We start from the raw sequence: 25,174 nt of genomic DNA, 5'->3' as shown, positions 1-25,174 counted from the left end.
CCAGGGTGTCGCGTTCGGCGGGCTCGCGGGGTGGGGGGTTCCCCGCGACTTCGGCCGGAGAGGAGCGGTGGTCTCCGGCCCGCGCAACGAACGGCGAGTGACACGTCAGCGTACGCGAGTCCTCGGCGGCGTCACGTGGCGGACCTCTCACACTTGGGCGGAACCTGTGTGGCGTACACCACTCCCGTACAGCTCCCCCGCCGCCCCTCCGCAGCACTTCCACACCTCTTCCACCTGCTGGTTCGGGCGGTCGTCGCTCCCCGACGTACCGTCCGGTTTCCGCGCGGGTCGATAATCGAGCCCGTGACCGATCTTGAAGCGCGCGAGGCACCGCCCGGTGCCGGGGCCCTGCGCCGGGCCGCCCCGGCGCTCCTCGGGTACGCGGCCGTGCGAGCTCTGGGGCTGCTCGTGCTGGCCCTGTGGAGCGCCGGGCGCGGCAAGAGCGCGTACACGCTGCTGACCGCTCGGTGGGACGCGCTGTGGTACACGCGGGTCGCCGAGCTGGGGTACGGCTACGAGGTGCGGCTGCCCAACGGCGACGTGCACTCCAATCTCGCGTTCTTCCCGCTGCTGCCCTGGCTGGAGCGGCTGCTGCACGCGGTGACCCCGCTGTCGTACGCCGACGGGGGCTTCGTCGTCAGCCTGATCGCCTCGCTCGCCGCGGCCTGGGGCGTCTTCGCGGTCGCCGACCACGTGTACGGGCGCCGGGCGGGGGTGTGCGCGGTGCTGCTGTGGGCCGTGCTGCCGGTCGGGATCGTGCAGTCGATGGCGTACAGCGAGTCACTGTTCACGGCCCTCGCAGCCTGGGCGCTCTACGCCCTCCTCACCGGCCGCTGGGTGACCGCCGGGGTGCTGGCGTCTCTGTGCGGGCTGACGCGGCCGGTGGGGCTGGCCGTCGTGGCGGCGGTGTGGGCGGCGGGCATCACCTCGTTCGTGCGAGACCGAAGCACGGCGCCGGCACCCGGCGCGCGAGCCGAGGAACACGCCTCCCCGCTCCTCGGCGACCGGACGGAACAGCGCGCTCGGCGCGGGCGGCGCACTCTCGCCCTCCTCCTCGCCCCCCTCGGCGCCGCCGGATACGTCCTGTGGGTCGGCCACCGCACCGGCGGAGGTCCGCTCGGCTACCTCGACGTCCAGGCGGGCTGGCGCAACGGCTTCGACGGCGGTTACGCCTTCGCCCGCTTCGTCGCCGACAAGTTCACGTCGGTCCCGGGGGCTCTCGCGGGCCTGGGACTGATCGTCGGCGTCGGCCTCGTGGTCCGGCTCTACGTCGTCTGCGTCCGGCAGCGCCAGCCGCTCCCGCTGCTGGTGTACGCGGGGGTCGTCACCGCACTCGCCCTGTGCGCGTCAAGCTACTTCGGCTCGAAACCGCGCCTGCTGCTGCCCGCCTTCCCCCTCCTGCTGCCCCTTGCCCTCGCCCTGTCCCGGCTGCGTCCCCGCAGGTCAGCGCTGGTCCTGGGATCGGTCGCGGTGGCGTCGGCGGTGTACGGGGCGCTGTGGCTGAACGGTTCCGGTCCGCCATGATCACGCATGATCGCCAGGGTAATTCCATCCCATGATTCGGTGAACGAATTCATAAGGTAGCCAAAACTACTCGCACAGGATGATCAAAGGAATTGAAGGGAACAGCCTTCCGGCATTACGGATTCCTCGGAATTAAACCGCTCGCTGAGAGCAATCCCACATCACATCGTCATCACAAACCCGTGGATTCGCCCGGGAACTGAGCTCACTCGCTGTAACGTCGATTGGGTGCGTACCGAACGAAACCTCACCCGTCTGGACCGGGTGTTCGCGAGACTGGACCGTGAGCCGGAACGACCGGTCCACCTGGACATGCCGAGGATGAGCCGGCACCGGGTCGCTCTGCTCGCCGGGACTCTGTCCTTCTACCTGGCGATCGTGTGGCTCGTGGTCATCACCTCGTGGCTGGTCCGTCTCGACTGGCAGGTCATGTTCTTCCGGCCCTACCAGCAGTGGTCCGGGATCCACTGGTTCGTGGACTACTACGTGGTGCTCGGCCAGCGCGGCCCGACGGCCGTGATGGTCGCGGCCTGGCTGGGCTGGCGCTCCTGGCGCCAGCACACCCTCCGCCCGCTGCTCACCCTGGGCACGTCGCTGCTGCTGCTGAACATCACGGTCGGCGCCGCCAAGATCGGCATGGGCCGTCTCGGCCCGCACTACGCGACCACGATCGGCTCCAACGAGATGGGCCTGGGCGGCGATATATTTCCCAGCGGCCACACCGCCAACGCCGTGGTGACCTGGGGCATCCTGGCCTATCTGGCCTCCACCCCGAGAGCGCGCCGCTGGCTGTCGGCACTGTCCGCGGTGACCTCGCTCGGCGTCGGGATGGCCACCGTCTACCTCGGTACGCACTGGCTGAGCGACGTCCTGCTGGGCTGGGCCGCGGGTCTGCTGGTCCTGCTGGCGCTGCCGTGGTTCGAGCCGCTGATCGCCCGCGCCGAGGTCGGGATCCTCGACCTGCGCGACCGCTGGCGCACCCGTCACAGCGGTACGGCACCGGTGCCCGCGCCGACCTCCTCGGTCACCTCGCCGATCCTGCTCAAGCCGCGGGCCACCGCCGAGGAGGAGGCCCTGGCGGCTCGCGACACGTCCACCGCGGCGCGCGAGACGTCCACCGCGGCCCGCTCGCCCAGAGCCCCGGTCTACCTCGCGCCGGGCCCGCACGCCGTGCGCTCGGAGCGTACGCCGGTCACCCCGGTCGGCAGCCGCCGGCCTCCGCACCCCGACCGCCTCCCGCGCGGCACGGCCGCGTCCGCGGCCCGGCCTCTCACCGGCGGCTGACGCCCACGACCGCGGGACCGGTACGCACAGCCCACCCCCGCACGACGAAGGCCCCGTCTCCTGGACACAGGAACCGGGGCCTTCGTGTCAGCTGTCTCAGCCCTTCCAGGCCCGCGCCACGCGGCCGTCCTCCACCTCGAAGTTCAGCCGTCCCACGCGGTACTCCATGGTGATGATCGTCCCCGGCGGCAGCGCACGCACCGTCGACCACCCCCGCTCCCGCGCGAGCTGCTCCGCCCGCGCGGCCTCGAGGCCGACGTACCCGTCCGGATTGTCCTGGGGCTCCGCTGGTGGAGTGGGAATCGGTGCCATGCGGCCACGCTAGGCCGTGGTCGCCGACCGGGGAAGTCGGGCAGGCGTTCTGGATCACTCCGGTCACACTTCTGTCACAGGACCACGACACGCGTTTCGGCCCAACTCCGTCACGCGTACGAGCGGTTCCGGACGCCTTCCGCGCGCTTTCAGGCCGAATTTCCGCGTGTCGCGACCGCCCGCCGAATAACCGGGCGGAAAGCGCCCCGAGAACCGCACCCGGCCCTTGTTCCATTCCCTTTCCTCGCATGATCGTCAGGGCTGACGGCGCGTAGGAAATACACGGATCCGCCACATAATCTCCGTACGCCGTCCCGCCGGAGCGTGCGGCGTGCGCGCCTCATGACCGGAGCTCGCGCCGGCGCTGGGGATGCTCCGCGGTCCGGGCCAGAGCGGCATCGAGGCGGTCACGAACCGTCCTGATCGACTCCACGAGTTCGACGGGCTCCAGCACCTCGAAGGGGAAGCCCATCATCATCACGTGGATCACCATGACGTCGAGGTTCGGGGCCCCGGCGCGCAGGACGCAGGCGTCCTCGCCGTCCGCCTCCAGCGTCCCGGCCGACGGGGAGACCCGCTCGGCCGCCACCTCCAGGGGCACCAGCAGCCGGACGACCGCGTGCGAGGCGTACGCGCGCGTCGAGACGCCCCGGGAGACATAGGCGGCGAGGTCCTCGGCGGGCGGCTCGCGCGGCTCGAAGCGCGGGCCGTGCGGCGGCCTGGGCGTGACGCGGTCGACGCGGAACGTACGCCAGTCGTCGCGGTCGAGGTCCCAGGCGACCAGGTACCAGCGGCGCTCGGTGCACACCAGGCGGTGCGGCTCGACCGTGCGCCGGGTGGAGGCGCCGTCGTGGTCGCGGTACTCGAAGCGCAGCCGTTCGGCGTCGCGGCAGAGGTTGGCCAGCTCGGTCAGGACGGCGGGGTCGACGTTGGAGGGCAGGGTGTTGCGCAGCATGGGCACGGTGAAGGCGTTCAGGGCGCCCACGCGGCGGCGCAACCTGCTGGGCAGCACCTGCTCCAGCTTGGCCAGCGCGCGTACGGAGGTCTCGCCGATGCCGTCGATGCCCTGCCCGGCGGCCGTGCGCAGTCCGACGGCGACGGCGACCGCCTCGTCGTCGTCGAGGAGCAGCGGCGGCAGCTCCGCCCCCGCGCCCAGTTGGTAGCCGCCGCCCGTGCCGGGGCTGGCGTTGACGGGGTACCCCAGCTCGCGCAGCCGGTCCACGTCCCGGCGTATGGTGCGCGCGGTGACGCCGAGCCGTTCGGCGAGATCGGCGCCGGACCACTCGCGGTGGGCCTGGAGCAGTGAGAGCAGGCGCAGCAGTCGTGCGGAGGTCTCCAACATGGGCCCGAGTCTGCCAGCGGTCGCGGACAGGGGCTGTCCTCGATCGGCTGTCCTCGATCGGCTGTCCTCGACCGGCTTTCCTCGACCGGCTTTCCTCGACCGGCTTTCCTCGACCGGCTGTCGTCGACCGGCTGTCGTCGACCGGCTTTGGTCGATCGGCTTTGGTCGATCGGCTTTGGTCGATCGGCTTTGGTCGATCGGCTTTGGTCGATCGGATGTCCTTGATCGTCAGGGCTCGTAGGGCAGTTGCGGCACGTCGAAGCAGGTGCTGTTCATGTCCCCTTGCGCGACCCATCCCCGGCCGTCCTGCCAACGCGCCACCGACAGACATGTCCTACGGCGCTCCGGCGGCTCGGGGAGCCTCTCGAACCGTACGGGGATCAGCAGTCCGCCGGCGGTGAAACCCTCGCTGCGGTTCATGTAGGCGTCGACACACGCGCGCGTGATGCCCGTGCGCGCACAGGAGCGCGCCGCGTCCGTGAACCACTTCGCCGCCGCCCAGCCTTCCAACTGCCACTGGGAGTGGGTCTTCAGGCCCTCGGTGGCGTCCCGGAACTCCCGTACGGCGGGGTGGGAGGTGTCCTCGTAGTCGCGGCTGCTTCCCGTCGCCCACAGGGCGTTGCGGCAGCGCGGGGAGCCCTTGTAGTCGTCGGGGACGGTGGACGTCCAGTTCTGCACGTTCGTCACCTTGGCGACGACATCCGCGCCGACCTCGTCCATCGCCTCGCACAGCTGGGCGTTGCCGTGCGTGTCGAGGGCGTCGAGGACGAGGTCGGCGCCCCGGTCCTTCAGGTCGGCGGCGACCGCGCGGAAGTTGGGCAGGGCGAAGTCGACCTGCTCGGTGACCACCTTGTACCCCTCGGCTCTCAGGCCCCGCTCGACGAGCCGGGCGTAGGAGGCGGACGCGGACTGGTTGTAGGAGACGACGGCGGCCGTGCGGGCCCCGTGCTCACGCTTGAAGTAGCGGTAGACCTCGGTGCCGCCGTACAGCCTGCCGTCCCAGCCCGGAGTGCCGGCGCGGGGCGCGAGGCTGCCGTAGATGCCGTAGAGGTGCGGATAGGTGTCGTAGGCGGCGCCGATGGGCTGGCCGCCGATGTCGGGCACGCGCGCGTGGGAGACGCGGGGGGCGCCCGCGTAGTCGAGGGCCGTGGTGGCGACCAGGGCGACGACCTTGTCCTCGTCGATCAGCCGGTGCACGCAGGTGTTGTTGCCCACGCCGCTGCCGCCGTCGTCGCACAGCCGCGCCTCGACGCGGCGGCCGTCGACGCCCCCGCGCGCGTTGAGGCGGTCGAACCAGGCCCTGGCGCCGTCGCGGGGGCCGGTGAAGGCGGCGCCGCCGACCGGGCTGGTGACGCTGGTGATGATGCCGACCCGGACGGCCCGCGCGGTCGGTGTGTTCGGTGCGGGCACGCGCGTGTGGTCCTCGAAGTCGCTCTCCGGCAGGCGGCTGCCGCAGGCGGTGCCCAGGACGAGCAGCAGCGCCGCGAGCGCCGTCTCAGCAGCCCGGTATCGGCGACTGCGAGGCATCGCCGCTCATCTGGACCAGTGCGCACAGCACGCGGACGGACACCTTCCAGGTGCCGCCCTCCTCGACGGACGTGCCGGCGGCGTTCGGCAGGGCGGTGGCGCCCTTCAGCAGCAGTGTGTACGTCACGTTCGCCTCGGTCGCCTTGGTGAACTCCACCTTCTGGACCTTCGCCTGGACCTGCCTGCCGCGCTCGTCACCGCTGAACGCCTGGAGCACCGGCGCCATCCGGTCGCCGTGCTCCAGGAGGGCCTGTTTCTCCTCCAGCGGGGTGGCGGGGTCGAAGAACTTCTCCCAGCTCTGCCTGATCTCCTGCTCGGCGGCCGCGGGATCGGCGGGCGCCGTGGCCGTCTGCGCGGACCTCGTCCTGGTGGGCGTGCTCTCGCTGCCGCCGCCGTTGTCGTCGCTGCAGGCCGCCAGGGCCGGGGCGAGAAGGAGGACCAGAGCGGCCGCCAGCGCCGTGCCCGGTCCCGCCGCCCGTGGGCCGCTCCCCCGCCGTGCGTTCCCCCGCCTGAGGTCGCTCCCGAGAACCATCTGGCTCACCACCGGGTGTCGGTCCGGGCGATGAACGCCCGGTGCTTTCAGGGTCAGCTCACAGAGGGCATAGTGCAAGCCATCGGCCGCCATGGACAGGCACATGCGCAGCACACGACGTGCGGGAGCCGGACATGCCAACGACGCCTACGCCGCCAACGAGGCGGACCGCCCGCCCGTGGACCCAGCACCCGGTCCTGTGGGCCGGATGGATCGCGCTCGCGGCCGGCGCGGTGCTGTGCGTCATCGGCTGGTACGGCGTCTCCGGCGAGCGCTACGCCGCACGGCAGCTGCCCTATCTCGCCTCCTGCACGGTGCCCGGCGCCGCGCTGATCATCGCCGGGGCGGTCCTGCTCACCCACGGGCGGGGCGCGCTCGCCGCTGCCCGCGTGGAGGAGCTGTACGGCCTGCTCGTGGCCGCCGAACCCGCTTCCTCCTCCGACACCGACGAGTCCGGAGGGGCCGCGACCGCGCCGGTCGCGGTCAGCGGGGAGCTGCGGATGGTGCCGGGCGGCACGCTGTGGCATCGCGCGGACTGCCCGTTGGTGGCGGGGAAGGCGGAGGCGGTGCCGGTGGACGGCAGGCTGCTGGCGACCGGTGACCTCGGCCCTTGCCCGATCTGCGAGCCCGACTCCGCGGACGACTGATGTCCTCGCTGACGTACGACCTCACGCTCGCCGGTCTCTCGGTGGGCGCCGCCGCCGCGCTCACCGGGATCGGCCTGGTCGTGACCTACCGCGCGACCGGTGTGCTCAACTTCGCGCACGGGGCGATCGCGATGGTGTGCGCGTACCTGCTGCGGCAGTGCGTGGTCGTGTGGGGGTGGCCGCTGTGGCTCGGGGCGGCCGTGACGCTGCTGGTCGTGGCGCCTGCCGTCGGGGTGCTGCTGGAACGGTTCGTCTTCCGTCCGACCGCGGTCCTGGGCGGTGATCCGGCGCAGACGCTGGTGGCCTCCCTCGGGGTGTTCGTCCTGCTGGTGGGCGGGGCGGCGCTGGTGTGGGGGCAGGGGGCCCGCGACGACGTGCCGGAGCTGGTGTCGGCGGACCCGTGGGGGCAGCTGGCGGTGGTGTTCGTGCTGGCGGCCGGTGTGGGGGCGATGATCCGGTGGACTCGGTTCGGGCGGGAGCTGCGGGCCGTCGTGGACGACCGGGAGCTGGCCGTGCTCGGCGGGATCGACGCGGACCGGGTGGCCGCGGCGGGCTGGGCGTTCGGCGCGTTCACGGCGGGGCTCACGGGTGTGCTGCTGGCGCCCTACGTACGCCTGGACCCGTACGGGCTGCCGCTGCTCGTCATGGAGGTGGTCGCGGTCGCCGTGGCCGCGCGGATGCGGAGCCTGCCGGTCGCGGTGGTCACCGCGCTGGGCATCGGGGTGGCGCAGAGCCAGCTGACGCGGCTGCACCCCTCCGGCTGGGGCGAACCACTGCTCCAGGCGGTCGGCGCGAACCTCTTCGTGGTGGCCCTGCTGGTCGCCGCCCTCGTCCTGCCGGGCATCGGCACGCGCGACGCGCTGCCGCGCACGGCCGTCGCGCGCGTGCCGACCCCGCCGGGCGCCTGGCTCGTGGCCGTCGTGCTGTTCCTGCTCCCGCTGGGCTTCGCGGGCACGGACCTGCACACGTCCGTCCAGGTGCCGGCGCTGGGCGTGATCCTGCTGTCCCTGGTGGTCGTCACCGGCCGCGGCGGTCAGATCTCCTTGGGGCAGGCCGCGTACGCCGGCCTGGGCGCCCTCTTCACGGCGCTGCTGGCGGCGGGCCGCTTCCCGGGCCTGCCCCGCCTGCCCGAACTGGCGGCGCTGGCGGTGGCGGTGCTCCTCGTGGCGCCCCTCGGCCTGCTCACCGGCTGGCCTGCGATCCGCCGCCGGGGCCTGGCGCTCGCCCTGGCGACCTTCGCGGTCGGTGTCGCGGTGAGCCGCTTCGTGTTCGCCCAGCCGTACGCCACGCACGGCCTCCTGCTGGACCGCCCGGCGGGCTTCGACGGGGACCGCGCGTACTACGTCATGGAGCTGGCCCTCCTCGCGGCCGCGCTGCTGGCGACGCACGCGCTGCGCCGGGGCCGTACCGGCCGGGCCCTCGCGGCCATGCGGGACCACGAGCCGGGGGCGTCGGCGGCGGGTGTCCGCGTCCCCTCCCTCAAACTCCTCGCCTTCGTCGCGGGTGCCGCCCTCGCCGCCCTCGGCGGCGCCATGCTCGGCATGGGCCTGCGCGCCTTCGACCCCGCCGCCTACGACCCCGTCCGCTCCCTCCTCTGGTTCGCCGCGGTCGTCGTCCTCGGCGCCGACAACACCCTCGGCGCCCTCGCCGCGGCCGCCCTGCTGGTGGGCCTCGACGCGGGCGCGCGCGGTGGTGTGGCGGCGGCCCTGGTCGGTGTGCTGGCGGTGTCGGTGGGCCGCTTCCCCGACGGCCCGTACGAAGCCCTGCGCACGGCGACCCGGAGACTGCGCCTGCGCCGGACGACGGGCCTCACGCCGCTCGGGGTCCGTGTGCGGGCGAGTCTGCGCCCGGCGGAGCTCGTGCCGGAGCGCGGCCCCACGGCAACGGAAGCGAGGACCCCGCGAGCCGCCGTGTCCGAACGCCACCTGACAGAGGGGGGCCGGCACCGCCCGGCCGAGGGGGCGGCGCGCCGCCCGGCCGAGAAATCCCGGCACCGCCCGGCCGAGGAGGCAGCCCGCCACCCAACCGAGCAGACCCGGCACCACCCAACCGAGGAGGCAGCCCGCCACCGCCCGGCCGAAGACACCCGCCGACGTCCGGCCGAGGACACCCGCCAACGTCCAGAGCGTGGCGACACAGACGCACGGCGGAAGGCGCGGGCCCAGCCCCCGAGCCCACCGCGGGACCTCGACACACCCCATGACTCACAGTCGACCCCCGGAGAATTGGACCGCGCCCCGACGGCCCGGCCCAGGCCGACCGCCCCGCGGGCTCCCTCCGGACCCGGCGGCCAAGCCGAGCCGGTCCGGTCACCGCTCCCCAGCCCAGGCCGTCCAGCCCAGCAGCTCCACCCCATCCCCGCCACCCCCGCCGGGGCACGGCCGCGTCCGCGCCGCACCGCCGGCTCCCCGCTCCTGGTCGCTCGCAGGCTCCGCGCGCGGTACGGCGGCTTCGTCGCTCTCGACGGTGTGGATCTCGATGTGCGACCGGGGCAGGTCACCGCTGTGGTCGGGCCGAACGGGGCCGGGAAGAGCACGTTGTTCCACTGTCTGGCCGGGACACTGCGTCCCGCGCGCGGGCAGGTGCTGCTGGGTGGGCGGGACATCACACGGCTGCCCGCGCACGCGAGGACCCGGCTCGGGATCGCCCGGACGTTCCAGCAGTTGGCCGTGTTCCCGTCGCTGACCGTGGCCGAGAACGTCCGCGTCGGCGCCGAGCAGGGGCGGCTCGTGGACCCGGCCGCCGTGGAGCGGGCGCTCAGGCTGCTCGCGCTGGACGGACCGACCCGCGCTCTGCCCGCCGCCGGGCTGCCGACCGGCACCCTGCGCCGCGTCGAGCTGGCCCGGGCCGTCGCGGGCGGCCCGGCCGTACTGCTGCTCGACGAGCCCGCCGCCGGACTCGACACCGCCGAGGTGAGGGCGCTGGCCCGCGTGCTGAGGGCCCTGGCCGCCGACGGAACCGCCCTGCTCGTCGTCGAGCACGACCTGGACCTGGTCACCGACCTCGCCGATGTCGTGCACGTGATGACTGCGGGCCGGATCGTGCTCTCCGGGCCGCCCGCCCACGTCCTCGACACCCTCCGCGCGCGGGAGACCGCATGACCCTCTCCCTGCGCCACGCGCGCGTGCGCTACGGCCCCCTGGAAGCCCTGCACGGCGTCACCCTCGCCGTCCCCGGCCGAGGCCTGACCGTACTGCTGGGCCGCAACGGCTCCGGCCGTACGACCGCCCTGCGCGCGCTGGCCGGGACCGTGCCGCTGTCCGGCGGTGCGGTGGTGTGGGACGGCGCGGACGTGAGCCGGACGCCCGCGTTCGAGCGGGCGCGGCGGGGACTGTGCCTGGTCCCCGAGCGGCGGGCCGTGTTCGGCTCCCTCACCGTCCGCGAGAACCTCGACCTCGCCGCCGCCGCGCACGGACTCACCCACGAATCCGCCCTCGTCGCCTACCCACAGTTGGAGCCGCTTCTCCCGCGCCGCGCCGGCACCCTCTCCGGCGGCGAGCAGCGCATGCTCGCCCTCTCCCGAGCCGTGCTGGCCCACGCTCGCGTGGTCCTCGTCGACGAGCCCGCCCAGGGCATGGCGCCCGCGGTCGCGGCCCGTACGTACGAACTGCTGGGCTCCCTCGACGCCTGCGTGGTCGTCGCCGGGCAACGACTTCCACCGGCCCTGCGCGACCACCCGGCGTTCGTGTACGAACTGCGGCGCGGGGCCGTCGTGTTCGCCGGAGAGGCGGGCGAGTGGAAGCGTCGGGAAGGGCGGGGGTGAGGCGCTCGGTCCCGGCCCGCACACACGCCGGGCCCCGCCCTGTCGACCGGGCGGGGCCCTTCGTCCCCGGGAGACCCAGGAAGGTGGCTCAGAATGCCAGGCGCTGCCCGGGCACGATCAGGTTGGGATCACCGCCGATGACGGACTTGTTGGCCGCGTAGACCTGCTGCCAGGTCGTCCCGTGCCGGGCGGCGATCTCGCCCAGCGTGTCGCCCTGGCGGACGGTGTAGTCACCGCGGGAGGAACCGCGGTTGGTGTGCACCGACGACCGCTCGGCCGTCTTCGACGACGTCGAGGGCGCCGCGTTGGTGGACCCCGAGCCCGAACCCGACCTGGAAGCCGAACCGGAGCTCACACCCGAACCCGATCCCGAACCCGAGCTCGATCCCGAACCCGAGCTCGATCCGGACGACGCCGCCGGTGCCCCGCCGGACGCTCCCGCCCGTGCCGAACACGTCGGCCACGCGCCCCACCCCTGGGCCCGCTGGACCTTGGTGGCGACGGAGATCTGCTGTGCCTTGCTGGCCTGGTCGGCGGTGGACGCGTAGGCGGTGCCGCCGTACGCGCGCCAGGTACCCGCGGAGAACTGGAGTCCTCCGTAGTAGCCGTTGCCGGTGTTGATGTGCCAGTTGCCGCCGCTCTCGCACTGGGCGATGCGGTCCCACACGCCGCTGTCCGCCGCCGCGGCGTTGCCGGTGGCGGCCAGCAGTCCGAGCGGGGCCAGCAGGGCCGCCCCGGCGAGGACCGCCGTCGTACGAGCCTTGGTGGTGCGGCTGTTATCGGCACATTCGGACATGAAGATCCCTCTCTGCAAACCCGGGCTTCCCCCTGGTCGGGGCGCTGCCTCCACGCGTCGACGTGGGGGTGGCGCTCCGTCCCGCCCGCCGACGGTCGTGCTGCGCGGTGTTGGCTCTGCGCGGTCGGCGGACGTACCCGAGCGGTGCTCGCTGCACACGGCGGAGCAATCTATGGATCCTGACGAGCCGTTATCAACCAACTCCCCGTTGTCGCAGGTCACTTGGCTGTTACCGCGGGTAGCGAGAGAATTGAAACACCCACTTCATGCGCGTATTCCGCCATTTGTCGGGTAGCGGCTCGGGTAAACAGTGAGCCAGCTCACGGAGCCAACTTCCGTGACCTTCCCGTTACTTGACAATGAGTGCCCGATTCCGCACACATCGTGACCATCCGCGGCCGGTGGTTCGATTCCGTTCGTCATACAGCGTGACCCTGGCCACAGATCGCCCGTTGTCTTCTTCATGAGCCGGGGACCACCCGGCCTCGCCGACGCACCACATCCGAGGGAGCCACCCGTGCCGCGCATGCTCGACGTCAGCGACGAGGTACGCGCCGAGATCGGCAACGAAGAAGCCGACCGGCTGCTCGCCGGAGAGAACGCCCCGGGCAGTTACGACTGCACGTCCTGCCGCACCCCGGGCGACTCCGAGCACGAGCGGACCAGCACCGTCCTGTTCATCGGCGAGGAGACCGCCGTCCTCGCCTTCGCCCACGCCGGCTGCCTGCCCTCGCAGGTCGTCCAGGTCACCGAGGAGCAGCTGCAGGGCGCCGTCCGCTCCATCAGCGGCGACACCGTCGACCTGGAGCCCGACAAGATCGTGCCCGAGCAGGCCGTCCTCGGCGTGACCAGCGGACTCGTCCTGATCGCCGGGGAGTTGCACCCCGCCCTGGTCGTCGAGCCCACCGCGCCGGTGGTGCGCCCCGGCACGACCGGCGCGGGCGACGACTTCCTGCCGCTGCTGATCGAGCAGGGCTTCATGCCGCTGTCCGAGCTGAGCTCCGTACCGCCCGTCCAGCACGGCTGGTCGGTGCTGCTCGCGATGGGGCAGCTGCACGCGGTGCTCCAGCCGGGTGCGCACGGCAGCCAGCCGGTCGCCTGGTGGCAGGCCCACCAGCCGCTCCAGGTGACGGAGGGGTGGCGCGCGGCCGCCAACAAGCACCAGCAGGTGCTGATGTTCGCCGCACCGGTCGGGTCGATCGGTCGCCAGCCGCGTGAGGACCTGCTGCGGGACGCACTGGACAAGGCCGCGGCCAACGGACAGCTGGTCGGAGCGGCGCTGCCTCTCGCGGGGACCTGAGCACAGCCCCCCCCGCCTTAACGCGGCACTCCGCAGCCGCATCTCTTCCAGTTCGGGGTCGTTTGGACATACGTGCACGCATACGACGTTCCTCGCCGCCCCTCCTTGCAGTCGATCCCTTCCGCGCGACCGGGTCAGGATCCTCAAGGGGGCCCATCGGCCACGCCGATCTACGACGCGCTCTACGCGGAGTACGTCAAGTCGTACCGCTCGCTGCCGGGTGATCGCAGCGGCGAGGAGGGGCTGGGGTTCACCGCGTTCGGGAACATCCCGTACAGCACGGGCTCGTACGTGGAACACCGCTCGGGGACGTTCAGCAGCTCCTACAGCGCCTACAGCGCGGGAGCGCACAGCGCGCGGCACGGCGGCTCCTCGGGGCAGCAGCCGCAGTGGCAGCGCGTCGGACAGCTCGGGCAGCCCGGTCAGCCCGCGCAACAGCACCCCACGATGCACCACATCCCGGCGCTGCCGCCGGGCCCTCGAAGGGGCCAGTGAAGCAGGAGGACAGTGAAGAGGGGCGGCCCGTCGGGCCGCCCCTCTTCACTGTCCGCGTTACTTCCTCTTCGCGCCGCGCTTCTCGCGCACCCGCACCGAGATGTGGATCGGCGTCCCCTCGAAGCTGAACTCCTCGCGCAGCCGGCGCTCGATGAAGCGCCGGTAGCCCGCCTCGATGAAGCCGGAGGCGAAGAGCACGAACCGCGGCGGCTTGGTGCCGGCCTGGGTGCCGAACAGGATGCGCGGCTGCTTGCCGCCCCGGATGGGGTGCGGGTGGGCGGCGACCAGCTCGCCGAGGAAGGCGTTCAGACGGCCCGTCGGAACCCGGGTCTCCCAGCCGGCCAGGGCCGTCTCGATCGCCGGGACCAGCTTCTCCATGTGCCGGCCGGTGCGCGCCGAGACGTTCACCCGGGGCGCCCAGGCGACCTGGCCGAGCTCGGTCTCGATCTCCCGCTCCAGGTAGTAGCGGCGCTCCTCGTCGAGGGTGTCCCACTTGTTGAACGCCAGGACGACCGCGCGGCCCGCCTCGACGGCCATGGTGACGATGCGCTGGTCCTGGACCGAGATGGACTCGGAGGCGTCGATCAGGATGACCGCCAGCTCGGCCTTCTCGACGGCGGCCGCGGTGCGCAGCGAGGCGTAGTAGTCGGCGCCCTGCTGGAGGTGGACCCGCTTGCGGATGCCGGCGGTGTCGACGAACTTCCAGGTCACGCCGCCGAGTTCGATGAGCTCGTCGACCGGGTCGCGGGTGGTGCCGGCGAGTTCGTTGACGACGACGCGCTCCTCGCCCGCCACCTTGTTCAGCAGCGAGGACTTGCCGACGTTCGGGCGGCCGATGAGGGCGATGCGGCGCGGGCCGCCGATCGCGGCGCCGAAGCTCTGCTCGGGCGCCTCCGGCAGCGCCTCCAGGACGGCGTCCAGCATGTCGCCGGTGCCACGGCCGTGCAGCGCGGAGACCGGGTGCGGCTCGCCCAGGCCCAGGGACCACAGGTACGCCGCGTCGGCCTCGCCGCTCGGGCCGTCGACCTTGTTGGCGCACAGCACCACCGGCTTGCCGGCCTTGCGCAGCAGCCGTACGACCGCCTCGTCGGTGTCGGTCGCGCCGACCTTGGCGTCGACGACGAACACGACGGCGTCGGCGGCCTCGATGGCGTACTCGGCCTGCGCGGCCACGGAGGCGTCGATGCCGAGGACGTCCTGCTCCCAGCCGCCGGTGTCGACGACCTTGAAGCGGCGGCCCGCCCACTCGGCCTCGTAGGTGACGCGGTCGCGGGTGACGCCGGGCTTGTCCTCGACGACCGCCTCGCGGCGGCCGATGATGCGGTTGACGAGGGTCGACTTGCCGACATTGGGCCGGCCGACGACGGCGAGTACGGGCAACGGCCCGTGGCCGGCCTCCTCGATGGCACCCTCGACGTCCTCGAGGTCGAAGCCCTCTTCCGCGGCGAGCTCCATGAACTCCGCGTACTCGGCGTCGCCGAGCGCCCCGTGGTCGTGCTCGTGCTCGGCCGAGCCCTCGGGCTGGATGTGGTCGTTCATGAAGTCCGTACCTCGTCGTTCATCGTGGTGATCGGTGGAACGCCCGGATTCCCCGGGTCGATCCACTACTCATGGTCGCCTAGCGGCCGGTGAGCCGCCTGGCGTTTTCCAGGTGTGCGGTGAGCTGCTTCTGGATGCGCACGGTCGCCTCGTCCAGCGCCTTGCGCGTACGCCGTCCGCTGCCGTCGCCCGCCTCGAAAGGGTCGCCGAAGACGACGTCGACGCGGCCGCGCAGCGGAGGCAGCCCCTTTATCAACCGTCCGGGCCGGTCGGAACTTCCCAGCACCGCGACCGGCACGATCGGGGCACCGCCGCGCACCGCGAAGTAGGCGAGTCCGGCCCGCAGGGAGGCGAAGTCGCCCTCGCCCCGGGTGCCCTCGGGGAAGATGCCCAGCACTCCCCCGTTCTCCAGCACGCCCAGCGCCCTGGTGATCGCCGTGCGGTCGGTCGTGTCGCGGTCCACCTTCAGCTGGCCGATGCCGGTCAGGAAGGGGTCGAGCGGTCCGATGAACGCTTCCTTCTTGATCAGGAAGTGCGTCGGCCGGGGCGCCACGCCCATGACCATCGGGCCGTCGATGTTGTGCGAGTGGTTGACGGCGAAGATCAACGGCCCGGTGGCGGGCACCCTCCAGGCGCCGAGGACGCGCGGCCGCCACAGGCCGTACATCAGGCCGACGCCGATGCGTCGCCCGACCTCGGCACCCCGCGCCGATGGCAGCTCGGTCACTTCGCGGCCCGCTTCTCCTCGACGAGCGTGACGACGCACTCGACGACCTGCGCGAGCGTCAGCTCGGTCGTGTCCACCTCGACCGCGTCGTCCGCCTTGGCGAGCGGCGAGGTCTTGCGGCTGGAGTCGGCCGCGTCCCGCTTGATCAGCGCCTCGCGGGTGGCGTGGACGTCGGCACCCTTCAGCTCGCCGCTGCGGCGGGCGGCACGCGCCTCCGGGGAGGCGGTGAGGAAGATCTTCAGGTCGGCGTCCGGCAGCACGGTCGTGCCGATGTCGCGGCCCTCGACGACGATGCCCTTCTCGGCGGAGCTCGCCAGCGAGCGCTGCAGCTCGGTGATCCGCGTCCGCACCTCCGGCACCGCGCTGACGGCGCTGACCTTGGAGGAGACCTCCTGGGTGCGGATCGGGCCGGAGACGTCCACGCCGTCGACCCCGATGGTGGGGTCGGCCGGGTCGGTGCCGGAGACGATCTCGGGCTTGCCGGCCACGGCGGCGATCGCGGACGGGTCGTCGAGGTCGATGCCGTTGGTCACCATCCACCACGTGATCGCCCGGTACTGAGCACCGGTGTCCAGGTAGCTGAGGCCGAGCTGCGCCGCCACGGCCTTCGACGTGCTCGACTTGCCGGTGCCGGCGGGGCCGTCGATGGCGACAATCACGGGCTGGGCGGCGCCGTTTTCCACGGGGGAACACCTTCCTGGTGCGGTGCGGTGGGGTGTACGGGGCGCGAACGTGCCCCGCACAAGGTTACTGGGTACGCGTCACTCGTCCGGCCGCACGCCCTACTGCCGGATCGCCCACCCGCGCTCGCGCAGCGCGGCCGTCAGGACCGCCGCCGCCTTCGGCTCCACCATCAGCTGCACGAGGCCCGCCTGCCGGCCCGTCGCGTGCTCGATCCGTACGTCCTCGATGTTGACCCCCGCCCGCCCCGCGTCCGCGAAGATGCGGGCCAGCTGACCGGGCTGGTCGTCGATGAGCACGGCCACGACCTCGTAGGCCCGCGGAGCGGACCCGTGCTTGCCGGGGACACGGACCTGGCCGGCGTTGCCGCGGCGCAGGATGTCCTCGACGCCGGCGGTGCCCTCGCGCCGCTTGTCCTCGTCGGAGGACTGCAGCGCGCGCAGGGCCCGCACGGTCTCGTCGAGGTCGGCGGAGACGTCCGCGAGCAGGTCGGCGACCGGCCCCGGGTTGGCGGAGAGGATGTCGATCCACATCCGGGGGTCGGAGGCGGCGATCCGGGTCACGTCCCGGATGCCCTGCCCGCACAGCCGTACGGCGGCCTCCTCGGCGTTCTCCAGGCGGGCGGCGACCATGCTGGAGACCAGGTGGGGCATGTGGGAGACCAGCGCCACCGCGCGGTCGTGGGCGTCGGCGTCCATCACCACCGGGACGGCCCGGCAGTGCGAGACCAGTTCCAGGGCGAGGTTCAGCACCTCGGTGTCGGTGTCCCGGGTCGGTGTGAGCACCCAGGGCCGGCCCTCGAAGAGGTCGCCGGTCGCGGCCAGCGGGCCGGACTTCTCACGGCCCGACATGGGGTGCGAGCCGATGTACGAGGACAGGTCGAGGCCGAGCTCCTCCAGCTCGCGGCGCGGGCCGCCCTTGACGCTGGCCACGTCGAGGTAGCCGCGGGCCACGCCCCGGCGCATGGCGTCGGCGAGCACCCCGGCGACATGGGCGGGCGGCGCGGCGACCAGCGCGAGGTCCACGGGACCCCCGGGGGCCTCGTCCGTGCCGGCGCCGAGCGCGGCCGCCGTACGGGCCTGCTCGGGGTCGTGGTCGGCGAGGTGGACGACGACGCCCCGTTGGGCGAGGGCGAGGGCGGCGGACGTACCGATGAGCCCGGTTCCGATGACTAGTGCGGTTCTCACTGGGCGATGTCCTTGCGCAGGGCGGCCGCGGCGCCGAGGTAGACGTGGCTGATGTCGGCGCGGGCCCGGTCGGACTCGATGTGCGCGAGGACCCGGACGACGCGGGGCATGGCGCCCGCGATGTCGAGTTCCTGGGCGCAGATCAGCGGTACGTCGACGATGCCGAGCTTGCGGGCGGCGGCCGCCGGGAAGTCGCTGTGCAGGTCGGGCGTGGCCGTGAACCAGATGCTGATCAGGTCCTCGGCCGTGAGGGAGTTCCGCTCCAGGATGGCGGTGAGCAGGGCTCCGACCTGCTCGTCCATGTGTCCGGCCTCGTCCCGCTCCAACTGGACGGCCCCCCGGACCGCTCGTACCGCCACGGCACCGCTCCTTGCTCCCGTACGTATCGGCTCTGCGCTCGTCCAGCGTAGTCAGGCCGGGGACCACCGGTGCAGTCGCCCGCCCTCTGAGACGCCCCGAGCGGGGGAACCCACTGTGGACCACCAAACGTAAGAAACGTCCGTTTTATGGCATTCTCTGGGTGCGACTTCCTTCCGCACCCTCGGAGTGACGACATGACTCATCCCGCGACGCGACGCACCGTTCTCCTCGCGACCGCGACGGGCGCGGCGGCGCTCGCCGTCGGCTGCGGCAACGACGGCGACGGCGGGGGCGGCTCCTCTGCGACCTCCGGGCAGGGGCTGGCCAGGACGGCCGACATCCCGGTGGGCGGCGGCAAGATCTTCAAGGACGAGAAGGTCGTGGTGACCCAGCCGACGAAAGGTGACTTCAAGGCCTTCTCGGCGATCTGCACGCATCAGGGCTGCACGGTGGGCACCGTGGCGGACGGCACCATCGACTGCCCCTGTCACGGGAGCAGGTTCCACATCGAGAACGGCTCGGTGGCCAACGGCCCGGCGACCAGGCCGCTGCCCGCGAAGCAGATCACGGTCGACGGCGAGTCGATCCGCATGACGTAGGTCCTCAGAGGTCCCAGAGATCCTCAGAGGTCCCAGAGCGCCCCGAGCGTCACCAGTTCGCCGTGGTACTCGATCCGGTCGGCCCACTCCGTCGGCCATGCCTCGGCGCCCAGGTAGGCACCCGCGAAGGCACCGGTCAGGCAGGCGATCGAGTCGGAGTCGCCGGAGCTGCAGGCGGCCCGGCGCAGCGCGGTGAGCGGTTCGTCGACGAAGAGCAGGAAGCACAGCAGCCCGGTGGCCAGCGCCTCCTCCGCGATCCAGCCCTCCCCGGTGGCCAGGCACGGGTCGGTCTCGGGCGAGACGGTCCGTACGGCGTCCCGGAGCCGCTCCAGGATCGCCAGGCACTCGTCCCAGCCGCGCGCGATGAAGTGCTCGGGTGTGGGGTCCTGACTCCGGGTCCACAGGTCGCCGAGCCACGCGTGGTGGTAGTGGGAGCGGTTGTCGAGGGCGTACGACCGCAGCAGCCCGACGAGTCCGGCCGGATCGACGCCCTGGGCGAGCAGCCGTACGGCGTGCGCGGTGAGGTCGGAGGCGGCGAGCGCGGTGGGGTGGCCGTGCGTGAGGGCGGACTGCAACTGGGCGGCACCCGCGCGCTGTTCGTCGCTGAGTCCGGGCGCGAGGCCGACCGGCGCTACGCGCATGTTGGCACCGCAGCCCTTGGAGTGGATCTGGCTGGCGTCCCGCCACGGGACGCCAGGACGCTCCAGCAGGTCACAGGCGGTCAGGCAGGTGTTGCCGGGCGCCCTGTTGTTCTCCGGGGAGCGGTTCCAGGCGATGAACTCCTTCCGTACGGCCTCGGCCATCTGCTCCGGCCCGAGCACCCCTCGGTCCATGGCGGCCCGCAGCCCGTGCGCCACCGCCAGCGTCATCTGCGTGTCGTCGCTGACGATCGCGGGCGTGATCAGCTCCATCCGCCGCCAGGGGCCGCACTTGGCGAGGATCGACGGCACGTCGTTGAACTCCGTCGGGAAGCCCAGGGCGTCCCCGAGGGCGAGACCGAGCAGCGTCCCGGTGGCGGCGCGCTTGCGGACGGTGGTGGAGGCGGTCATGCGGGGCGTCCTTCCCGGGAGGGTCGAAGCAGGGGCGGGTGCAGGGCGGTGGCGGTGCCCGCGCGGTACAGCGCGGCCGGTTTGCCGCGACCGCCGGTCAGCCGGGCGGCGCCGGGGACGGCTTCGACGAAGCCGGGTGTGGAGAGCACCTTGCGGCGGAAGTTGGGCCGGTCGAGCCCGGTGCCCCACACGGTCTCGTAGACCTCCTGGAGTTCCCCGAGGGTGAACTCGGGCGGGCAGAAGGCGGTGGCGAGGCAGGTGTACTCGAGCTTGGCGCCGACGCGTTCGTGGGCGTCGGCCAGGATCGTGTCGTGGTCGAAGGCGAGCGGCCCGGCGGAGTCGTACGGGACCCAGCGGGCGTCGCTCGCGTCGCTGCCGCCGTGCGGCTCGGGCGGGTGCGGCAGCAGCGCGGCGAACGCGACGGACACCACCCGCATACGGGGGTCGCGGTCGGGTTCGCTGTAGGTGCGCAGCTGTTCCAGGTGCAGCCCCCGCACGTCCGACAGGCCGGTCTCCTCTGCGAGTTCACGCCGGGCGGCCGTCTCCGCGGACTCGTCCGGCTGCACGAACCCTCCGGGCAGCGCCCAGTGCCCGGCGTAGGGCTCCTGTCCGCGCTCGACGAGCAGCACGTGCAGGGCGCCCTCGCGGAGGGTGAACACGGCGAGGTCGACGGTGACGGCGAAGGGTTCGTGGGCGTACTTGTCGTAGCCCTGCATGACCTCCACCCCCTTTTATAGTCACCAAGACTATAAAAGGGGGTGGAGGTTCGTCACAAGCCCTTGGAGCCCACGGGCCCTGTGAGCCTTAGAGGTCGACTTCCTTCATCAGCATCCCGACCTCGGTGTTCGACAGCCGGCGCAGCCAGCCCGACTTCTGGTCGCCGAGGGTGATCGGTCCGAAGGCGACCCGCACCAGCTTGTCGACCGGGAAGCCGGCCTCGGCCAGCATGCGGCGGACGATGTGCTTGCGCCCCTCGTGCAGCGTGACCTCGACGAGGTAGTTCTTGCCGGTCTGCTCGACGACCCGGAAGTGGTCCGCGCGGGCGTACCCGTCCTCCAGCTGGATGCCGTCCTTGAGCTTCTTGCCCAGGTCGCGGGGGATCGGGCCCACGATGTGCGCGAGGTAGACCTTCTTCACGCCGTACTTGGGGTGGGTCAGCCGATGCGCCAGCTCGCCGTGGTTGGTGAGCAGGATCACGCCCTCGGTCTCGGTGTCGAGCCGGCCGACGTGGAAGAGCCGCGTCTCACGGTTGGTGACGTAGTCGCCGAGGCACTGCCGTCCCTCGTTGTCCTCCATGGTGGAGACGACACCGGCCGGCTTGTTCAGCGAGAAGAACTGGTACGACTGCGTCGCGACCGTCAGCCCGTCGACCTTGACCTCGTCCTTCTCCGGGTCGACCCGCTTGCCCTGCTCCAGGACGATCTCGCCGTTGACCTCGACCCGCGCCTGCTCGATCAGCTCCTCACAGGCACGCCGGGAGCCGTAGCCCGCGCGCGCGAGGACCTTCTGCAGCCGCTCGCCCTCCTGCTCGGCGCCGGGGAAGGTCTTGGGGAGCTTGACGTCCTTCTTGCCCGCGTACCGCTCGCGGTTGCGCTCCTCGGCACGGGCGTCGTACTCACGGGAGCTCGCCGGAGCCGTGCGGCCGCGTCCGGTGCCCTGGCCCTGCTTGGGGCCGCCCTTGGCGCCGCCGCGCGCCGAGGCGCCACGCCCCGACTTCGGGCCGTCCTGGGTCCCGCCGGGGCCCACGTCGTAGCGCCGCTCCTCCGGGCGCGGCTTCTTCGGCCGGCCGCCCGGCTTGTCGTCGCGGTTGTTACCGGCGCCGCGGTAGTTGCCGCGGCCCCCGCTGCTCCCGCCGCGGCCGCCGCTGTTGCCACCACGGCTCCCGCCGTTGTTTCCGCTGCTGTTCCTGCCGCTGCTGCTTCGCATCAAAGTTCCGTCGTCGTCGTGTCAGGCATGTACGTCGGGCGTTCGTCGTCCGTGTCCGGTGCGTCCGGATCGAACGAGGGCACCCCTTCCTGGGTCTCGGCCTCGATCGCCTCCGCCTCCGGGAGGAAGGGCGCGAGCTCCGGGAGCTCGTCCAGACCGCGCAGGCCCATCCGCTCCAGGAAGTAGTTCGTCGTCACGTACAGGATCGCACCTGTTTCGGGTTCCGTGCCCGCCTCCTCGACCAGACCGCGTTGGAGGAGGGTGCGCATGACCCCGTCGCAGTTGACCCCCCGCACGGCCGAGACGCGGCTGCGGCTCACCGGCTGACGGTAGGCGACGACCGCCAGCGTCTCCAAAGCGGCCTGGGTGAGGCGGGCCTGCTGGCCGTCCAGGACGAAGCCCTCCACGGCCGGGGCGTACTCGGCACGGCTGTAGAACCGCCAGCCGCCCGCCACGTACCGCAGCTCGAAGCCGCGGCCCTGCACGGTGTACTCGTCGGCCAGCTCGCGCAGCGCGTCCGCGATCAGCCGCCGGGGCCGCTCCAGTATCTTCGCCAGGTGCTCCTCGGTCGCGGGCTCGTCCACGACCATGAGCACGGCCTCCAGCGCGGGCTTGAGGTCGAGATCGGCGACGGCACGCAGCCCGGCCGGGGCGTCGACGGCGTCGGTGGTGGCATCGAGGGTGTCCTCACTCACGCCTTCTGCTCCTCCTTCGGCTTCTCGGGCGGCCGGTCGAACTCGTCGGTCACCATGGGCTCGGCTTCCCCGTCCCCGCCGGTCCACCGCACCATCAGCTCACCGAGCGCGGCCTCCTGATCGAGAGCGACGGCCTTCTCGCGGTACAGCTCCAGCAGCGCGAGGAAGCGCGCCACGACGGTGAGGGTGTCCTCGGTGTCCGCCACCAGGTCCCGGAAGCTGGCCTCTCCCAGCTCCCTGAGCCGCGCGACCACGATCCCGGCCTGCTCCTGGACGCTGACCAGCGGCGCGTGAATGTGGTCGACGTACACCTGCGGCTTGGGCTTGGGCTGCATCGCCTTGACCGCCAGCCTGGCGAACCCTTCCGCCCCGATGCTGATGACCACTTCGGGCAACAACTCGGCGTGGTGCGGCTCCAGCCCGACGGTACGCGGATACCGCCTGGCCTCCTCCACGAGCCGCGCGTTGAAGATGTCCGCGATCTGTTTGTAGGCCCGGTACTGCAACAGCCGCGCGAAGAGCAGGTCCCGCGCTTCGAGCAGCGCCAGGTCGGCCTCGTCCTCCACCTCGGCGGCGGGCAGCAGCCGAGCGGCCTTCAGGTCGAGCAACGTGGCGGCCACGACGAGGAACTCGGTCGTCTGGTCCAGGTCCCAGTCCGGCCCCATGGCCCGGATGTGCGCCATGAACTCGTCGGTCACCTTCGACAGCGCGACTTCGGTGACATCGAGCTTGTGCTTCGAGATCAGCTGCAGGAGCAGATCGAACGGCCCCTCGAAGTTGGCGAGCCGAACCTTGAAGACACCGTCGGGGGTTTCCCGAGGCTCCGGAAGGGGTTCCTGCGCAGCGGGCTCCTGCGCCTCGGGCTCCTGCGCCTCGGGCTCCTGCGCCTCGGGCTCCTGCGCCCCGGGTTCCTCCGGAGCGGGTTCTTGGGGAACGGTTTCGTGAGAAACCGGCTCAGGGACCGGCTCCGGTGCGACCACCTCGGGCTCCGGCTCGGCAGGCGCCGACTCGACGGGCGCCGCGCCCGGCCCCCGCCCCAGCACACGCCGACGACCGGCCGAGCCGGAGGACGGGACTGGGGCTTCGTTCGAGGTCATGGCCCCCGCAGGCTACCGCTACCGCCCACGCAGCCGTCGTACGAGGATGCTCGCGTCACCCCGGGACTCCAGATCGGCCAGCACCACGGCCACCGCCTCGCGCACGATGCGCCCCCGGTCGACAGCCAGCCCGTGCTCGCCCCGGAGCACCAGCCGCGCGTGCTCCAGGTCCATGAGCTCCTCGGCGGACACGTACACCGTGATCTTCTCGTCGTGCCGTTCCCGCCCGCTGGGCCGCCGCGAGGCCGCCCGGCCCCGCTTCTTGGGGGCCGCCGCGGCAGAACCTTCCTGCGCCGCTCCCTGCCGCCGCGGTGACCGCTCAGCGGCAGCGGCGGCGGACCTGCTGCGGGACTCCCCCGCGTCGGCCGCCTCCGCCTCCACCGCCACGTGCTCCGCGCCCTCGCCGTCCCCGCCCTGCGCGGGCACGGACTGCGGTGCGTCCTCGGACGCGGGCGACCCGGCCACCCCGTCGCTCTCCCCCGCGGGAGCCGGCACCCGGGCCTCACCGTTGGCCCCTCGCCGGGGAGTGGACGGTTGGAGCGCCATTCCCCCTGTCGTACGGAACAGTTCGTCGGCCCCCGGCAGACTCACTCGGCGTGACACCGGGCGAGCACCTCCCTGGCGAGCTGGCGGTAGGCGGCGGCACCGACGGAGTTGGAGGCGTACGTGGTGATCGGCTCACCGGCGACCGTGGTCTCCGGGAAGCGCACCGTGCGCCCGATGACCGTGTGGTAGACGTGGTCGTCGAACGCCTCGACGACCCGCGCCAGCACCTCACGGCTGTGCACGGTCCGGGAGTCGTACATCGTGGCGAGGATCCCGTCGAGCTCCAGCTCGGGGTTGAGCCGCTCCTGGACCTTCTCGATGGTCTCCGTCAGCAGTGCCACACCGCGCAGGGCGAAGAACTCGCACTCGAGCGGCACGATCACCTTGTGCGCGGCCGTCAGGGCGTTGACCGTGAGCAGGCCGAGCGAGGGCTGACAGTCGATCACGATGTAGTCGTAGTCGGGCAGCAGCGGCTTCAGCGCCCGCTGCAGCGTCGACTCGCGCGCGACCTCGCTCACCAGCTGGACCTCGGCGGCGGACAGGTCGATGTTGCTCGGGAGCAGGTCCATGTTGGGGACCGCCGTCTTCAGGAGCACCTCGTCGGCCGCCATCCCCCGCTCCATGAGCAGGTTGTAGACGGTGAGGTCGAGCTCCATCGGATTGACACCGAGTCCGACCGACAGCGCGCCCTGCGGGTCGAAGTCCACGAGCAGCACGCGACGTCCGTACTCCGCGAGCGCGGCACCCAGGTTGATGGTCGACGTCGTCTTGCCGACGCCGCCCTTCTGGTTGCACATCGCGATGATCTTCGCGGGGCCGTGGTCGGTCAGCGGGCCCGGGATCGGGAAGTACGGCAGCGGGCGGCCGGTGGGGCCGATGCGCTCGCGGCGCTGGCGGGCAGCGTCGGGCGCGAGCGTGGCCGCGTACTCGGGGTCCGGCTCGTACTCGGCGTCGGGGTCGTAGAAGTGCCCTTCGGGCAGTTCGTCGTAGTCGGCGAAGTGGTTGTGGGGCGCGCCACTTCCGTCGCCGGCCATGGCGTTCACGTGATGGCCATCCATGCTGTGGTGTGTCCGAGTCGCCTGCGGACTCTGGTGGGCTGCGAAGGTGCGCACCGCGACGGAGCCGACAGCCTCGAACCCCGCGGGGCCCTGGGCCTGTGCGGGCATTCCTGGTTGACCACCCCCGGGAGAAAATGTCGACTCATTCACAAGTCGTCTTACCTCCTTGGTGACCAGGAAACTTCTAG

The 25,174-nt window shown here is 72.3% G+C and carries 25 protein-coding genes; 8 read left to right on the top strand and 17 right to left on the bottom strand.

The features are described from left to right. The first annotated feature begins 303 nt into the window (after positions 1 to 303). Both ACGFNV_RS25095 and ACGFNV_RS25090 read left to right on the top strand, forming a co-directional pair. Complete coding sequence (locus tag ACGFNV_RS25095; protein WP_393625238.1) at positions 304 to 1,524, top strand: mannosyltransferase family protein; 1,221 nt, start codon at positions 304 to 306, stop codon at positions 1,522 to 1,524. Positions 1,525 to 1,752: 228 nt separating this feature from the next. Then, the gene (locus ACGFNV_RS25090) at positions 1,753 to 2,808 is read left to right on the top strand and encodes a phosphatase PAP2 family protein (RefSeq protein ID WP_393625237.1); all 1,056 of its coding nucleotides are present in this window, start codon (positions 1,753 to 1,755) and stop codon (positions 2,806 to 2,808) included. A 96-nt stretch (positions 2,809 to 2,904) separates the two neighbouring features. Here the strand turns inward: ACGFNV_RS25090 and ACGFNV_RS25085 are convergent, their stop codons facing one another. The 4 genes from ACGFNV_RS25085 to ACGFNV_RS25070 form a co-directional block, all read right to left on the bottom strand. Then, complete coding sequence (locus ACGFNV_RS25085; RefSeq protein ID WP_133929245.1) at positions 2,905 to 3,120, bottom strand: I78 family peptidase inhibitor; 216 nt, start codon at positions 3,118 to 3,120, stop codon at positions 2,905 to 2,907. Positions 3,121 to 3,460: 340 nt separating this feature from the next. Next, the gene (locus ACGFNV_RS25080) at positions 3,461 to 4,462 is read right to left on the bottom strand and encodes a helix-turn-helix transcriptional regulator (protein WP_393625236.1); all 1,002 of its coding nucleotides are present in this window, start codon (positions 4,460 to 4,462) and stop codon (positions 3,461 to 3,463) included. Between the two features lie 228 nt (positions 4,463 to 4,690). After that, a complete protein-coding gene (locus ACGFNV_RS25075; protein ID WP_393625235.1) occupies positions 4,691 to 5,989 on the bottom strand; it encodes an ABC transporter substrate-binding protein in 1,299 nt (432 codons plus the stop codon). Beyond that, positions 5,958 to 6,521, bottom strand: a complete 564-nt coding sequence (locus tag ACGFNV_RS25070; RefSeq protein WP_393625234.1) for a hypothetical protein — start codon at positions 6,519 to 6,521, stop codon at positions 5,958 to 5,960. Before ACGFNV_RS25070 ends, ACGFNV_RS25075 begins: the two co-directional genes overlap by 32 nt. 134 nt (positions 6,522 to 6,655) lie before the next feature. On the opposite strand from ACGFNV_RS25070, the gene ACGFNV_RS25065 reads away from it, so the two are divergent. The 3 genes from ACGFNV_RS25065 to ACGFNV_RS25055 are packed head-to-tail and all read left to right on the top strand — an operon-like array spanning position 6,656 to position 10,931. Continuing rightward, the gene (locus ACGFNV_RS25065) at positions 6,656 to 7,168 is read left to right on the top strand and encodes a hypothetical protein (RefSeq protein WP_393625233.1); all 513 of its coding nucleotides are present in this window, start codon (positions 6,656 to 6,658) and stop codon (positions 7,166 to 7,168) included. Beyond that, positions 7,168 to 10,269: an ATP-binding cassette domain-containing protein gene (locus ACGFNV_RS25060; RefSeq protein WP_393625232.1), complete on the top strand. Its 3,102-nt coding sequence runs from the start codon at positions 7,168 to 7,170 to the stop codon at positions 10,267 to 10,269. The genes ACGFNV_RS25065 and ACGFNV_RS25060 overlap by 1 nt, the downstream gene beginning before the upstream one ends. Further along, a complete protein-coding gene (locus tag ACGFNV_RS25055) occupies positions 10,266 to 10,931 on the top strand; it encodes an ATP-binding cassette domain-containing protein (protein WP_393625231.1) in 666 nt (221 codons plus the stop codon). Before ACGFNV_RS25060 ends, ACGFNV_RS25055 begins: the two co-directional genes overlap by 4 nt. Before the next feature lie 88 nt (positions 10,932 to 11,019). On the opposite strand, the gene ACGFNV_RS25050 is transcribed toward ACGFNV_RS25055, so the two are convergent. Further along, entirely contained in the window at positions 11,020 to 11,727 is a 708-nt protein-coding gene (locus ACGFNV_RS25050) for a transglycosylase family protein (protein WP_393625230.1), read from the bottom strand. Between the two features lie 517 nt (positions 11,728 to 12,244). On the opposite strand from ACGFNV_RS25050, the gene ACGFNV_RS25045 reads away from it, so the two are divergent. Continuing rightward, a complete protein-coding gene (locus tag ACGFNV_RS25045) occupies positions 12,245 to 13,027 on the top strand; it encodes a hypothetical protein (protein ID WP_393625229.1) in 783 nt (260 codons plus the stop codon). A 72-nt stretch (positions 13,028 to 13,099) separates the two neighbouring features. Continuing rightward, positions 13,100 to 13,522: a hypothetical protein gene (locus tag ACGFNV_RS25040; RefSeq protein WP_393625228.1), complete on the top strand. Its 423-nt coding sequence runs from the start codon at positions 13,100 to 13,102 to the stop codon at positions 13,520 to 13,522. Positions 13,523 to 13,579: 57 nt separating this feature from the next. Here the strand turns inward: ACGFNV_RS25040 and der are convergent, their stop codons facing one another. The 5 genes from der to aroH all read right to left on the bottom strand — a co-directional run bounded on the left by der (position 13,580) and on the right by aroH (position 18,015). Next, the gene (gene der / locus ACGFNV_RS25035) at positions 13,580 to 15,061 is read right to left on the bottom strand and encodes a ribosome biogenesis GTPase Der (protein ID WP_393625227.1); all 1,482 of its coding nucleotides are present in this window, start codon (positions 15,059 to 15,061) and stop codon (positions 13,580 to 13,582) included. A 79-nt stretch (positions 15,062 to 15,140) separates the two neighbouring features. After that, positions 15,141 to 15,788, bottom strand: a complete 648-nt coding sequence (locus ACGFNV_RS25030; RefSeq protein WP_393625226.1) for a lysophospholipid acyltransferase family protein — start codon at positions 15,786 to 15,788, stop codon at positions 15,141 to 15,143. Further along, positions 15,785 to 16,471: a (d)CMP kinase gene (cmk, locus tag ACGFNV_RS25025; RefSeq protein WP_393625225.1), complete on the bottom strand. Its 687-nt coding sequence runs from the start codon at positions 16,469 to 16,471 to the stop codon at positions 15,785 to 15,787. Before cmk ends, ACGFNV_RS25030 begins: the two co-directional genes overlap by 4 nt. Before the next feature lie 99 nt (positions 16,472 to 16,570). Continuing rightward, positions 16,571 to 17,656, bottom strand: a complete 1,086-nt coding sequence (locus tag ACGFNV_RS25020) for a prephenate dehydrogenase (protein WP_393625224.1) — start codon at positions 17,654 to 17,656, stop codon at positions 16,571 to 16,573. Continuing rightward, a complete protein-coding gene (aroH, locus tag ACGFNV_RS25015; RefSeq protein WP_133929232.1) occupies positions 17,653 to 18,015 on the bottom strand; it encodes a chorismate mutase in 363 nt (120 codons plus the stop codon). The genes ACGFNV_RS25020 and aroH overlap by 4 nt, the downstream gene beginning before the upstream one ends. A gap of 195 nt (positions 18,016 to 18,210) precedes the next feature. Between aroH and ACGFNV_RS25010 the strand changes: the two genes are divergently transcribed. Next, positions 18,211 to 18,615: a Rieske (2Fe-2S) protein gene (locus ACGFNV_RS25010; RefSeq protein ID WP_393625223.1), complete on the top strand. Its 405-nt coding sequence runs from the start codon at positions 18,211 to 18,213 to the stop codon at positions 18,613 to 18,615. Positions 18,616 to 18,638: 23 nt separating this feature from the next. Here ACGFNV_RS25010 and ACGFNV_RS25005 read toward each other — a convergent pair whose 3' ends face one another. The 7 genes from ACGFNV_RS25005 to ACGFNV_RS24975 all read right to left on the bottom strand — a co-directional run bounded on the left by ACGFNV_RS25005 (position 18,639) and on the right by ACGFNV_RS24975 (position 25,094). Further along, complete coding sequence (locus ACGFNV_RS25005; RefSeq protein ID WP_393625222.1) at positions 18,639 to 19,664, bottom strand: ADP-ribosylglycohydrolase family protein; 1,026 nt, start codon at positions 19,662 to 19,664, stop codon at positions 18,639 to 18,641. Next, a complete protein-coding gene (locus tag ACGFNV_RS25000; RefSeq protein ID WP_393625221.1) occupies positions 19,661 to 20,380 on the bottom strand; it encodes an NUDIX domain-containing protein in 720 nt (239 codons plus the stop codon). Before ACGFNV_RS25000 ends, ACGFNV_RS25005 begins: the two co-directional genes overlap by 4 nt. Positions 20,381 to 20,468: 88 nt before the next feature. Next, positions 20,469 to 21,590, bottom strand: a complete 1,122-nt coding sequence (locus tag ACGFNV_RS24995; RefSeq protein ID WP_393625220.1) for a pseudouridine synthase — start codon at positions 21,588 to 21,590, stop codon at positions 20,469 to 20,471. Beyond that, positions 21,590 to 22,285, bottom strand: coding sequence for an SMC-Scp complex subunit ScpB (gene scpB, locus ACGFNV_RS24990; protein WP_393625219.1), 696 nt, complete (start codon positions 22,283 to 22,285; stop codon positions 21,590 to 21,592). Before scpB ends, ACGFNV_RS24995 begins: the two co-directional genes overlap by 1 nt. Next, a complete protein-coding gene (locus ACGFNV_RS24985; RefSeq protein ID WP_393625218.1) occupies positions 22,282 to 23,382 on the bottom strand; it encodes a segregation/condensation protein A in 1,101 nt (366 codons plus the stop codon). The genes scpB and ACGFNV_RS24985 overlap by 4 nt, the downstream gene beginning before the upstream one ends. A gap of 18 nt (positions 23,383 to 23,400) precedes the next feature. Continuing rightward, the gene (locus ACGFNV_RS24980; protein WP_393625217.1) at positions 23,401 to 23,985 is read right to left on the bottom strand and encodes a hypothetical protein; all 585 of its coding nucleotides are present in this window, start codon (positions 23,983 to 23,985) and stop codon (positions 23,401 to 23,403) included. Next, a complete protein-coding gene (locus ACGFNV_RS24975; protein WP_393625216.1) occupies positions 23,970 to 25,094 on the bottom strand; it encodes a ParA family protein in 1,125 nt (374 codons plus the stop codon). Before ACGFNV_RS24975 ends, ACGFNV_RS24980 begins: the two co-directional genes overlap by 16 nt. Positions 25,095 to 25,174 lie beyond the last annotated feature (80 nt).

The organism is Streptomyces sp. NPDC048751, from assembly GCF_043198595.1.
Taxonomy (GTDB): domain Bacteria; phylum Actinomycetota; class Actinomycetes; order Streptomycetales; family Streptomycetaceae; genus Streptomyces.
This window is presented reverse-complemented; position numbering and strand designations above follow the sequence as displayed.